This is a genomic window from Luteibacter sp. CQ10, assembly GCF_040900725.1.
Classification (GTDB): Bacteria; Pseudomonadota; Gammaproteobacteria; order Xanthomonadales; family Rhodanobacteraceae; genus Luteibacter.
Window position 1 is genome coordinate 1,620,335 of sequence record NZ_JAEUYM010000001.1, and the last position, 13,150, is coordinate 1,633,484.

General features: G+C 67.9%; 9 protein-coding genes. All 9 read left to right on the forward strand.

Annotated features, from left to right (window positions below):
- Nucleotides 1-38 precede the first annotated feature (38 nt).
- The 9 genes from JNG39_RS07045 (at nt 39) to JNG39_RS07085 (ending at nt 13,148) form a co-directional block, all read left to right on the forward strand.
- A complete protein-coding gene (locus tag JNG39_RS07045; RefSeq protein WP_368310442.1) occupies nt 39-1,256 on the forward strand; it encodes an ATP-grasp domain-containing protein in 1,218 nt (405 codons plus the stop codon).
- Nucleotides 1,253-3,028, forward strand: coding sequence for an IucA/IucC family protein (locus JNG39_RS07050; protein WP_368310443.1), 1,776 nt, complete (start codon nt 1,253-1,255; stop codon nt 3,026-3,028). Before JNG39_RS07045 ends, JNG39_RS07050 begins: the two co-directional genes overlap by 4 nt.
- The gene (locus JNG39_RS07055; RefSeq protein ID WP_368310817.1) at nt 3,025-4,197 is read left to right on the forward strand and encodes an MFS transporter; all 1,173 of its coding nucleotides are present in this window, start codon (nt 3,025-3,027) and stop codon (nt 4,195-4,197) included. The genes JNG39_RS07050 and JNG39_RS07055 overlap by 4 nt, the downstream gene beginning before the upstream one ends.
- Nucleotides 4,175-5,923 (forward strand): IucA/IucC family siderophore biosynthesis protein, encoded by a 1,749-nt coding sequence (locus tag JNG39_RS07060; RefSeq protein ID WP_368310444.1) that lies wholly within the window; start codon nt 4,175-4,177, stop codon nt 5,921-5,923. The genes JNG39_RS07055 and JNG39_RS07060 overlap by 23 nt, the downstream gene beginning before the upstream one ends.
- Nucleotides 5,920-7,104: a type III PLP-dependent enzyme gene (locus tag JNG39_RS07065; protein WP_368310445.1), complete on the forward strand. Its 1,185-nt coding sequence runs from the start codon at nt 5,920-5,922 to the stop codon at nt 7,102-7,104. The genes JNG39_RS07060 and JNG39_RS07065 overlap by 4 nt, the downstream gene beginning before the upstream one ends.
- A gap of 57 nt (nt 7,105-7,161) precedes the next feature.
- The gene (locus tag JNG39_RS07070) at nt 7,162-8,097 is read left to right on the forward strand and encodes a hypothetical protein (RefSeq protein ID WP_368310446.1); all 936 of its coding nucleotides are present in this window, start codon (nt 7,162-7,164) and stop codon (nt 8,095-8,097) included.
- 24 nt (nt 8,098-8,121) lie between these two features.
- Nucleotides 8,122-8,427 (forward strand): putative quinol monooxygenase, encoded by a 306-nt coding sequence (locus JNG39_RS07075; RefSeq protein WP_368310447.1) that lies wholly within the window; start codon nt 8,122-8,124, stop codon nt 8,425-8,427.
- 76 nt (nt 8,428-8,503) lie between these two features.
- The gene (locus tag JNG39_RS07080; RefSeq protein ID WP_368310448.1) at nt 8,504-10,033 is read left to right on the forward strand and encodes a hypothetical protein; all 1,530 of its coding nucleotides are present in this window, start codon (nt 8,504-8,506) and stop codon (nt 10,031-10,033) included.
- A gap of 283 nt (nt 10,034-10,316) precedes the next feature.
- Nucleotides 10,317-13,148, forward strand: coding sequence for a TonB-dependent receptor plug domain-containing protein (locus JNG39_RS07085; protein WP_368310449.1), 2,832 nt, complete (start codon nt 10,317-10,319; stop codon nt 13,146-13,148).
- Nucleotides 13,149-13,150: the final 2 nt, after the last annotated feature.

The window sequence follows — 13,150 nt, forward strand, 5'->3', positions numbered from 1 at the left end:
CCGGCACGACGTATCTCCCCACCAAGGTGAAGCTGGTCATGGACACGTTCCCGCTCGTCATCCTTACGCACGTCCGCCATCCCGCCGTCACCGAGGGATTCCTTCCCGCGGCCCATCGGGTGGGCCTGCCCACGGTGCTGCTCACCGACCACCGCATGGACCACCTGCGCCATTTCGATGCGCACCCGGATGATGCGCCGGCAGCGATCCTCGAATGCGACGTCTTCAATCCGCTGAGCGCCATCGATGCGTTGCGCGGCGCGGGCATCCGGCCCGCCGCGGTGTTCTCCAACAGCGACCACCTGCAGGCCTCGACCGCGCTCGTGGCGGAAGGCTTCGGCCTTCCGGGCAAGGACTGGCGCACGTGCTACGCCGCAAAAAACAAGGCGGCCATGCGCGAGCGACTGCGCGAGCGCGGCCTGCCGACGCCCTGGTTCCACAGCCTCGTCCCCGGCGCCACGCCCCCGCTGGACACGCCGTGGCCCGTGGTGGCCAAGCCCCGCGAAGGCGTGGCCAGCATGGACGTGAGCCTGTGCGCCGACGCGTCCGATCTCGATCGCTACCTGCAGGCGTTCTGGCGTCGCCACCCGGGGCGCACCGTGCTGCTCGAGGCCTTCGTCCAAGGCCCGCTGTTCACGCTGGAAACCCTGGGCGACGGGCGCGGCATCCACGCGATCGGCGGCTTCGACGTGACGCTTTCGGCGCCGCCGCATTTCATCGAGATGGAAGCCCGATGGAACGGTCCCGTCGTCATGCAGGGCAAGGCCGCCGCCCTCGCCCAGGTCGAAGCGTTCGGCGTGGGCTTCGGCATCTGCCATAGCGAATTCATCCTCACCGACGACGGCCCGGTGCTGGTGGAGATCAACTACCGAAGCATCGGCGACGGCCGCGAATTCATGCTCGATCGCATGCACGGCGGCCGGTGGTTCGAAACGATCCTGCGCCCGCATCTGGGTCACCCGGTCGCACTGCCCGAAGCGGTGCGCAGCCATGCGCGGGTGACGTACGTCGTGGCCACCGAAGAGGGTCGCATCGACGCGGCCAGCGGCGACCGTTCGCACGGCGATGCCTCGTCACACGTGGATTACCGTGCACTGCGCCACGCAGGCGACACGATACGGCTGACGCATTCCAACAAGGATTACCTCGGGATCCTCCATGCCGTCGGCGACGACGAAGCCAGGCTCGACGACGCGCTGCACGCGATGCGGTCCACGCTCCATTGGCACATCGCCACGACGGAAGCCGCCGCATGACCGCCCGTCCCCGGCCGGTGTCCACGGACGAAGCCTATGTCGCCCGGCGCATCGTCGACTGCTGCCTGCGCGAGAACCTGCGGGGCTTGATCGAACACGGCCGCCGGGCCGACCCCGACGCCGCGCTGCTGCGCGCATGGCCGCACGAGGCGCCTCCCTTCTGGTGGCGTGTCACGCACCTGCCCGGCGGCACGCTCTGGATTCCGGCCGAAACCCGCGACTACATGCAGGCCATCGGCACGTCGAGCCATGGATGGCTGCATGAACGTGACGGCATCGCCCGCTATGAAGACGCCGCCGCGCGCTGGCTCGAACGACTAGGGGAGGCCCTCGACGACGACACCGTCGCCCTGCATCGCCAATACGCCGAGGAAGCCGCCTGTGCCGCCGCCCATCGACGGCTCGCCCGCGAAGGCTATGCCGCACATGCGGGTCGCCTCGCCTTCGCGTTGACGCATGCCGACGACGCCGAGCGCGCACTCCTTTGCGACCAGGTGGCGAGCTATCGCGATCACCCGTTCTACCCCACGGCGCGCGCCAAGTCGGGCTTCGGCGACGACGACCTGCGCACTTATGCGCCCGAATTCGCCCCGACGTTCGCGCTGTGCTGGCTCGCCGTGCCGAAGGCCTCGTTGACCCTGACCACACCCGCACCGTCCTTCTGGCCGTCGATGGCCGACGTGGGCCTGCCGCCGGGCCTGGAAACCACGCACGCCGTCCTGCCCGTGCACCCGTTGACCTGGGATCGACTGGACGCATTCGAACTGCCCGAAGGCACGCTGCGTGCGCCGGATCGCTTTCTCTCCGTGCGGCCGACGCTCTCCGTACGCACCGTGGTGCCGGTAGCGCATACCCGCCATCACGTGAAGCTGCCGCTGCTCATGCGCACGCTGGGCGCGCTCAACCTGCGCCTCATCAAACCCTCGACGATCTACGACGGGCACTGGTTCGAACGCGTGCTGCGTCACCTCGGCGACACCGATCCCGCCCTGCGCGGGCGTTACGTGCACGTGGACGAGTCCCACGGCGGCCACGTCGACGAAGCGCGTCACCTCGCCTACATCGTGCGTACCTATCCCGCCTCGCAGGGCGAAACGCCGATTCCCGTGGCCGCCTTCTGCGCATCCATGCCCGATGGACGGCCGCTCGCCCTGCACGTGGCCGATCGCTTCCACGGAGGCGACGTCTCGGCATGGTGGAGCACCTACGTCGCGCTGATGTGCGACGTGCACCTGCGACTGTGGCTCCAGCACGGCATCGCGCTCGAATCGAACCAGCAGAACGCGGTGCTCGCGTACCGTCCCGACGGGCCGCCCAGCTTGTGGATGAAGGACAACGACGCCGCACGCGTGCGCCTGGATCGCCTCTACGCCACGTCGCCGTCACTGAAGCACCTGGATCTTCCGCGCGATCCCCGCCTTTCCGTGGACGGCGACGACGCGCTCGCGCGCATGTTCTGCACGATCACCCTCCAGCTCTGCCTGCTCGCCGTGCTGGAAGGCGTGGCGGAACGCGTGCCCGAATGGCGCCGCCCCTTCTACGCCGTGTTGGCGGACACGCTCGACCGGAGCCTGGAGACGCTCGCCGCCGAAGGCATCGACGTTTCGCCGGCGCGTCGCCTGCTCGATGGCGAAACGCTCCCCGTAAAATACCTGCTCAGCGCGGGCAGCCTGCTCAGCAAGCAGGCCACCGGCGCCGCCGACATCAACAAGTTCTACGGCGACAGCGGTCCCAACTTCATGCGCGATCCCGCGTTGCGCGGAGCACGCTGATGCGCGTGCTGGGGCCGGTGCTGGCCGCGCACTACCTCGCGGCCTTCACCGCATTGGGCATGCCCGTGTTCATGCCGCGCGTGCTGGCGCAGCTGGCGCCGCATGCGCCGGCCTGGCTCGCCGGCGCGCTCTACGTGTTGCCGACGATCTGCACGGCGTTGACCGCCACCGCCTGGGGACGCCTCGCGGACCGTTACGGCCGGCGGCTGTCGCTGCTGCGCGCGCAGGCCGGTCTCGCGCTCGGCTTCACCCTGGCCGGTTTCGCACCGAACCTCGCCTGGTTCGTGGTGGCCCTGGTGATCCAGGGTACGTGCGGCGGCTCGCTGGCTGCCGCCAACGCCTACCTCGCCACGCAGTTCGGACGTGAGGAGACGCAGGGTTCGCTCGCGCGGGCGCTGGACTGGACGCAGTTCTCCGCACGGCTGGCGATGGTGTCCGCACCCGCGCTGCTCGGGCTGGCCATGGGCTGGGGCGCGGCGCAGGACCTCTATCGCTACCTCGCCTTGTTGCCGCTGGCCGCCTTCGTGGTGACCCTGGCCTTGCCGAAAGATCCACCGAGTGCGGCGAGCGTCACCGTCACGCGCGTCGCGCCCGCCTGGCGCGACTGGAGCGGGCTGCTCACGGTGCAATTCCTGTTCTGTTTCGCGATGGTGGTCACCTTTCCGTACTTCGTGCCCTACGCCGAACGCCTCGGCATCGCGCACGACGCTACGGCGGGCCTGCTCTACAGTCTTCCGCACCTGGTCTACCTGGTAGCGCTGCCGTGGTGGCGCGGCTCGACGGTATCGCCGCAACGTCCCCTGCTGATCGGGCTCGCGATGTTTTCCGTCGCCTGCCTCATCCAGGCGTGGACGAACACCGTCCCGTGGATCGCACCCGCGCGCTGCCTGTACGGCGCGGGCATGCTGTTGGTCATCGGCGGGCTCAATCGCGCGCTGGGCGCGCGCGCCGGTGGCGGCAACGCCGGCCACGTCTTCGGTTTGTTCGATGCCTGCGGCAAGTGGGCCGGTGCGCTCGGCGGCCTCGCCGCGGGCGGCCTCGTGTCGCGCATCGATCTCTCCGCTCCCTTCGTCGCCGCCACGCTCGCCGGCCTCGCCGCCGTGGCCGCTGCCGCCTACGTCTTCCGTCCCCCGAAGAGGCCGCTCCATGTCCCCGCTAGCGATACGTGAACAGTGGCACCAGGCGCAAGCGGAAGCGCAGGCCGTCGCCTGCTGGCTCAACTGCTATCTCCGCGAGTTCGCCCTGCCGCGTGCGCAGGTCGACCTGGACTACCGGGGCCGTGACGTACCCGCCGGGCTGCCGCACGGCGAAGGCCGTCTCGTACGCGTCCATTTCGCCGAGCCGGGATACCTGGTGTGCATCCGCGCGCGACGAAGCAGCCGCCTCGGCCGTTGCGAGTACGCATCGTCGCCCTACCTGAAGGCGCCAGGTGAAGCCTGGCGTTGCGCCGACGCCGACGCCGCCGTGCACTTCCTCCTCGAACGGCTGTCGCCGGAATGCGGCTTCAACGCGGATCTGCACGCGCAGACCATGAACAGCATCGCGATCGCCCGCGAACTGCTCGCCCGTTCGCTCGACGCCCCACTCACCGGCGACGCCTTGCTCGACGCCGAGCAAGGCATGCTCTGGGGCCACGCCATGCATCCCACGCCAAAGAGCCGGGAGGGGCTTCCGTTACCGGTGGTGCTGGATGCATCTCCTGAAGTACGCGCACGCGTACCCTTGTTCTGGTTCCGCATCGATCCCAGGCTGTTTCGCGGGCGGGGGCGAGACGTTCGCGCCACGCTGGAGAAAGTTTCGGGCGCCCCGGGCCTTTACCCCTGCCATCCCTGGGAGGCCGAACGGCTGCTCGCCCAGCCGCCGATGCGGGCCGCCATCGCGGCGGGCTGGATCGAGCCGGTGGGCCCCATGGGCGAAGCGCTTCACCCGACGTCGTCCGTGCGCACGATGTACCACTCGGACCTGGACTATTTCCTCAAGCTCTCCATCCATGTGCGCCTGACCAACTGCGTGCGCAAGAACGCGTGGTACGAGCTGGAAAGCGCCGTGGCGCTCACCGCCCTGCTCGCCCCGGTGTGGCGCGACGTGGCGCGGCAGGTGCCCGGCTTCGACGTCATGGTGGAACCGGCGGCCACCACGCTGGACTTCGCCCCGTTCTCCGATGACGCCGACGCCTTGCGCGAACTCGCCGAAGGCTTCGGCATGCTCTATCGCGAAAACCTGCCGCCCTTGCAGCGCAAGCGTTACCAGCCACAGGTCGCCGGTGCGCTGTTCACCACCGACCGCGACGGCCACAGCATCTGCCGGCGCATGGTCGAACGCCTCGGCGGACCCTACGCACCCATGGCGTTGTGCTGGTTCGAGGCCTATGCCTCGTTGCTGCTGGAAGGTACCTGGCTCGCCTTCTTCCGCCACGGCGTGGTGCTGGAACCGCACCTTCAGAACACCGTGGTCGGCTTCGACCGCGGCATGCCCGCGCACCTCTGGATCCGCGACCTGGAGGGTACCAAGCTCGTCGACGGGTTCTGGCCGCGAGAACGTCTCGACGGGCTATCGGAACGTGCACGCGCCTCGGTGGTCTACGCGGCGGAACTGGGCTGGAAACGGATCGCCTACTGCGCGCTCGTGAACAACCTCGCCGAGGCGATCTTCCACCTGTCCGGCGATGATGAGGATCTCGAAGGCCAGATGTGGCAGGCCGTGGCGGATATCGCCGAGCGCTGGCAGGCCCGCCACGGCAGGCAACCGCTGCTCGAAAGCCTGATCGACGGCGAGCCGTTGCCGAGCAAGAACAACCTGCGTACACGGCTGTTCAAGCGGGCCGACCGCGATTCGGACTACACCGCCGTGCCCAGCCCGATCGGCGCGCCATCGTCCTCGCGGGTCACCGCATGAATCCCTACGCCTCGCTGCCACGCCTGCGTGCCGCCGTGGATGAACTGCGAAGCGAGTCCGACGAGCCCGTGTGCGCCTACGTCTACGACCTCGACGCGCTCGCCCGGCATGTGCGCTGGATGCGCGAAACCCTGCCCGACGGCTGCGAGCTTTACTACGCGGCCAAGGCCAATGCGGATGCGCCCATCCTCGATACGCTCGCGCCCTGGGTGGACGGTTTCGAAGCCGCCTCGGGCGGCGAATTGCGCTGGCTTCGCGAACGCCAGCCCGGCAAACCGTTGCTCTTCGGCGGTCCGGGCAAGCTGGACAGCGAACTGGCCGACGCCGTCGGCGAGCCGGGATGCACGCTTCACGTGGAGAGCCTGGGCGAACTGCGTCGACTCGCCGCCATCGTGGCACGCACGTCGCACGGGGCACGGGTGTTCCTGCGCATGAACATCGGTGTGGACGGCGTGGGCGATACGCGGCTCATGATGGGTGGCAAGCCCACGCCGTTCGGCATGGACGAAGCCGATCTCCCCGCGGCCATCGCGCTGTTGCGGGAACACCCGTCGCTGACCCTGGAAGGTTTCCATTTTCACCTGATGTCGCATCAGCGTGACGCGGACATACAGCTCCGCCTCGTCTACGCCTATCTCGACGCGGTGCATCGTTGGCAACGCGACCACGGGATCACCGTGCGCACGGTCAATGCCGGCGGCGGCTTCGGCGTGGACTACGCCGACCCTTCGCGATCGTTCGATTGGGCGGCGTTCTGCCAGGGCCTGCGCCACATGCAGGCGGATCGCGGCGAAACGCTGCGCCTGCGCTTCGAACCGGGCCGCTTCGTGAGCGTGGCCTGCGGCTGGTACGTGATGGAGGTGATCGACATCAAGCGCAGCCACGGCGAATGGTTCGCCGTGGCTCGCGGGGGCACGCATCACTTCCGCACGCCACCGGCGCAGGGGCACGACCATCCCTTCATCGTGCTGCGAGGCCCGGGCACGCCCTCGCTGAGCGGCGAGCGCGTTACCCTGGTCGGCCAGCTCTGCACGCCCAAGGACGTGCTCTCACGCGCCCAGCCCGTGGACACCCTCGCCGTGGGCGACTGCCTGGCCTTTCGGCTGGCCGGCGCCTATGCCTGGAACATCTCGCACCAGAACTTCCTGATGCATGCGCCGCCGAGGATGATGTACCTGTAACCCAAAGGCATCGCGGCGCGAACTCACCCGCATGATCTTCCCCTCACCCGCATCGACATGAACCGGCGGCACGCCCTCGCGGCGCTCGGCACGGGGCTGGCCGCCGTCGTGGCCGCCTCACTGGGCCGCGACGCGTGGCCGGTCCCACCCGCCAACGGGCTCGATCTGATCGGCGGTCGCATCCACGTCGTGTTCGACGAGGCGGACGGTATCGATCGCGACCGCGTGCTGGGCTGGATACTCCTTGGCGCGCGCGCCATCGAGACCTATTTCGGCCGCTATCCCGCGGCCCGGCACGTGATCGAGGTGATCGCCGAGAACGGACGCAAGGTCGGCCACGCCACGACCTGGGGTGGAAACGGCTCGTCGCTCACGCGCATCCACGTCGGTCGCGACACCGACGAGGATGCCTTCCTGCGTGACTGGGTGCTGGTGCACGAGATGGTCCACGCCTCCCTGCCCGACCTGCCGCGTCGCGCGCTCTGGTTGCAGGAGGGCAGCGCGACCTGGATCGAACCCGTCGCGCGGGTCCAGGCGGGCCAGCTTCCGCCCGAAGCCATCTGGTCGCAGGCCGTCGCCGGCATGCCGAAGGGCCAACCCGGCGCCGATGCGGGCGGCATGGACGGCACCGAGGCCTGGGGCCGCCTCTACTGGGGCGGCGCGACGTTCTGGCTGCTTGCCGAGATCGCGATCCACGAAGCCAGCCAGGGCACGCGCGGCCTGCGCGAAGCGTTGCGCGCCATTGCCCGCACCAGCGGCGGCAACGTCGTGGTATGGACACCCGAGCGGATGATGCGCGAGGGCGACGCCGCCGTGGGCAACGGCGCCCTCTCGTCTCTGTATCGGACCTTCGCCTCCCGTAGGGTGCCGACGGACCTCGACGCGCTGTTCGCACGACTCGGCGTAGAACCGACGCCTCACGGCATCGCTTTCGACGATCGGGCTCCCCTTGCCGCGCTGCGCCGCAAGATCGGCGAAGCCGGGCCGGGATGACTTTCCCACGCACGGAGACATGCCATGACAAGCAAGACCCTGTACGTCGAACTGCACGCAAAGCCTGGCAAGGAGGCCGAACTGGCCGACTTCCTGAAGAGCGCCCAGCCCCTGGCCGTCGCGGAACCGGGCACGGTGACCTGGTTCGCCGTCCGCTTCGACGAACGCACGTTCGCCATTTTCGATGCGTTCGACGACGAGGCCGGTCGCGACGCCCACCTCAACGGCGATATCGCCAAGGCGCTGATGGCGCACGCCGACGAGCTACTCGCCTCCGCGCCACAGATCCGCAAAGCCGACGTGCTCGCCGACAAACTTCCTGGCAGGTAACGGGGCGCTCCACGCTCAAGCCGGGCCTCCCGCGGCCGATAACCGAGCCATCGGAACCGTCCGCAGGAAGCCCGGCATGATCGATCCCCTCCGACCGAACCCCGCATCGCAGGCAGCGCTCACCCAGGGCTGGGCGGCGCGCCTTTCTTCGGCCGTGTCGAACGTACGCGTCGCCGCCACGCCGACGCCTTCGGTGCGCTTCACCGTCAGTGACGGCACGCCGCCGGACGATCCGACATACGCCGCCGCCCTCGCCGATCCCGCCAAAACGTATTCGAACGATGCGCTGGCCGCGCTGCTCGACCGCAACGCCGATGCCGCCACCGCGTCGGGCCAGTTCGCGAGCCTCGGCAAAGCCTTGCTCACGCGCTTCGGCGCCGACGGCGACGACGTATCGCTGGCCACGACGCCCTCCGCCGCCGTCGACGGACTGGCACCCGTGCATGCCGGGCCCGACTCGGACGCGATGCTGTCGATACGCACGACGGGTGGCGCCACCGTCAAGGTCACGCTCCATCACGGCGACGACGGCCTGTCCATCGCGATGAAGAGCGACGGCCCGTTGAGCGACGACGACCGCCAGGCCGTGTCGAAACTCGCCGGTGCCTTCCAGGGCGCGCTCGACGGCCTGGGTGCCTCCCCGCCCCGGCTGGCACTCGACGGGCTGATGGGCAATGATCCGCGACTCGCGTCGGTGGACTTCAATGCGCGGGTTGACGACGGCCAAGGCAAGCCGCAGACCATCGCGTTCCACGCCGGCAGCGACGCGCGCAGCCTCCAGGTGGACGGCCCCTCGGGCACGCTGAGCGTCGGCATGGACATGACGTCGGCCGCCCTGTGGGGAAACCAGGCGCAACGGCAGGCCTCCGTCGCCAACTATCTCGCCCAGATCGACGATGCCGTGCAGCGCGGTCATGGCGATGCCTCGCTCATCGCGATGTTCAAGGACGCGTTCGGCCAGATGAACTCGAATTACCCGCCGATACCCGACGCCTCGACGGCCGGCCCCCACGTGGGCCAGGGCGACCACGCGGCCCTGACCGGGCTGGCCGACTTCACGGCGTCGTTGAGCCAGGCCGCGTCGGCTCCCAACCCACTGAGATCGAACGAGCTGGACACGTTCAGCTACGACCTCTCGCAGCAGTCGCGCCTGGGCGGCCTCAACGATGCGTCGCGGACCATCGACCAGCACCAGTCGTCGCACCTGAAGGCCAGCTACCACCAGGCGCTTTCGCCCGATGCCACCTTGCGGCTGACCGAAGATCCCAAGTCGCAGAACTACCTGTATCGACTGATCGACGACAGCGCGACCAGCGACACCCACATCGCCTACGACAAGGGCAAGCTCGCGCAGGCCTCTGTCACGCGCACGGCGAACCAGAGCACGCACGACATGAAATACGTGCTCAACCGACTGGTGGAAGACGCCACCACGCCTTCGACCCGTTCGCGAACCGATGACCTGCGGGCGTTGATCGCCCCCCGGCTGCTCGGGAACGGCCGGTCCGGGTTTTCACCGGAATCGCTCGCCCGTGCCCACGCGGATATCGCGTTGACGTCCGAGCCTTATCTGCTCGGCCCCGCGTCGTCGACCGTCTCGCCGTAGGCGCGAAATCCTCCGAAAAGCGGAGCCATTGGACGAAAAGCGCTTCCTTTGGCGAAACCCGCTCGCAATCATTTGCGAATATGAGGTTTTTGTTCGGAAACGGCTTGTCACTCAAGTGACGGTGGCGTTATGTTGGTGTTACGCCGTCATGTCCACAGGGGATTGGACGGCGCGGGTTTCCCCACCCTCCCCAATTCAAACCCCACAGGATGGTGCCTTCCCCAGGGCGCCGTCCCTTTCCGAAGTTGCCGTTCCGCCGCGAGGCGGGGCGCGGAGGTCCACCATGAATACGAACTCCTTCCGGGGCGTGCCGAAGCGCACCGCTCTTGTCGTTGCTCTGAGCACCTGCCTGCTCTCGGCCGCCGTCTACGCTCAGGACGCCGCTCCCGACGCCAGCAAGTCGCAGAACCTCGAGACCGTCACGGTCACCGGTTCGCGCATCCGCTCGGTGGACGTCGAAACCTCGCAGCCGATCTTCACGATGGATCAGCAGGCGATCAAGGCCACCGGCCTGACCAACGTCAACGACGTGCTGGCCCGCCTGCCCTCCACCGGCACGCCGGACATCACCGGCCAGAACCCGCTCGCCAACGGCGACGGCGTCGGCGGCAGCTACGTCAACATCCGCAACCTCGGTTCCAAGCGCACGCTGGTGCTGGTCAACGGCCGCCGCTGGAGCACCAACCTCTCCGGCCTCACCGACATCTCGACGATTCCGGTCTCCATCATCGACCGCATCGACGTGCTCAAGGACGGCGCCTCGTCGATCTACGGCTCCGACGCGATCGGCGGCGTGATCAACATCGTCACCAAGCAGAAGTTCGACGGCGCCGAAGCCAACGTCTATTACGGCACCAACGGCAAGCACGACGGCGACCAGAAGAACTACGAGTTCACCTGGGGCCACAGCACCAAGGACAACTCGATCATCCTGGCCGCCACGCAGCAGGAAACCGATCCGCTGATGAGCAACACCCGTTCGCTGACGCGCTATCCGCAGGGCCCGCGCCACCCGAACGATCGCCTGGGCCTCACGAACGAAGGCAACGTCTTCGCGCCGGATGGCACCAGCTACGTGCTGCGTCCAGGCGGCAACGCCGCCAACCTCGGCGACTACGACCAGCGCGACGCCAACGGCTACAACACCCAGGCCGACTCCACGTTCCGCTCGGGCACCAAGCTGCGCAACCTGTTCATCACCGACCGTTACAACCTCACCGACAACGTCATCCTGCACGCCACGGGCAGCTACAGCGTGCGCGATTCGTCGAGCGTGGTGGCGGGCTATCCGTTCAGCACGTCGTCGACGGGTCTGCAGCTGTCCGGCGAGAACGCCTACAACCCGTTCCCGGGCCAGGACGTCGACTTCGCCCGCCGCATCACCGAAGAGCCGCGCAACTCCTACAACAAGGACCGCATGGCTCACCTGGACGTGGGCGCGGAAGGCTACTTCACCTTCTTGAACCACGACTGGAACTGGGACGCGACCTACACCTACTCGCAGTCGAAGGTGAAGCAGGTCTATGACGGCAACGTCTACCTGCCGAACGCCGCGAAGGCCCTCGGCCCCACCACGATCATCGACGGCCAGGTCGCCTGCGCCAACGCCGCCGATCGCGCGGGCGGCTGCCTGCCGTGGAACATCGCCGGCGGTCCGGCCGCCATGAGCCCGGCCCTGTGGCAGTACCTGGGTTACCTCGCCACCGATCGCGCCACGCAGAAGACCAACGACTTCAGCGCCAACGTCGGCGGCGGCCTGTTCGACCTGCCGGGCGGCACGGTCAGCATCGCCGGCGGCATCGAGCATCGCAAGGAACAGGGCAGCTTCACGCCCGACGCCATCGATGCCCAGGAGCTCACCACCAACCCGGCCACCCAGCCGACCAATGGCGGTTACATCGTGAACGAGGCCTACCTCGAGCTCGACGTGCCGCTGCTGCGTGACCTGCCGGGCGCGAAGGAACTGGGCGTCAACGTCGCCAGCCGCTATTCGCACTACAGCAACTTCGGCAGCACCACCAACAACAAGTACAGCTTCCGCTACCGTCCGATCGAAGACCTGCTCGTTCGCGGCACGTATGCCGAGGGCTTCCGCGCCCCGAGCATTCAGGACCTCTTCCAGGGCCAGGCGCAGACCTTCGACAACTACCTCGACCCGTGCGACGCCGTGTTCGGTTCGGCCGCCGCGAAGCCGGTCTGCGCCGCGCAGGGCGTGCCGGCGAACTTCCGCCAAGTCAATCAAAACAATGTGCCGATCACCAGCGCCAACGGCGACTCGGGCCAGGTGCCGTTCCTGCAGGGCGGCAGCACCCAGGTGAAGCCGGAGCGCTCGATCACCCGTACCGCGGGTCTGGTCTACAGCCCGCATTACGTGCAGGGCCTGGACTTCACCCTCGACTACTACAAGGTCGAAGTCACCAACGCGATCACCAACCTGACCGCGAACGGCGTGCTGAACTTCTGCTACATCCAGAACATCCCGTCGTTCTGCAACAACGTGACGCGTAATGCCACGGGTGCCATCACCAGCCTGCTGGAAACCCCGGCCAACGTCGGCAAGATCCAGACCCAGGGCTACGACTTCGGCGTGCACTACCGCCTGCCGGAAACCTCGATCGGTACGTTCTCGATCGCGTCGGACAGCACCTACCTGAAGCAGTACGACGAAACCGCGGGCCCGGGCGCTCCGGCGCGCCACCTGGTGGGTTACCAGGTGAACCAGGCCGTGGCCACCAACTCCACCGCCGGCGAGTTCCGCGTGCGCTCCAACCTCGCGCTGAACTGGGAATACAAGTCGTTCGGCGCGAGCTGGACGATGCGCTACTTCTCGGGCCTGAAGGACGTCTGCGTCGACGATTTCGAGTGCTCCAACCCGACGGCGATCAACAACGACACCGGTACGCTCGGCGTCGCCAAGAAGGGTTCGGTCACCTTCAACGACGCGCAGTTCCGTTACAAGGCGCCGTGGCAGGGCACGTTCTCGGTCGGCATCAACAACGTGTTCAACCGCAAGGGCCCGCTGTACTACGACGCCGCCACCTCGGGCGTGCCGCCGTACAACTCGGCCTTCGACGTGGATCGCTTCTTCTACGTCAGCTACGACCAGAAGTTCTGATC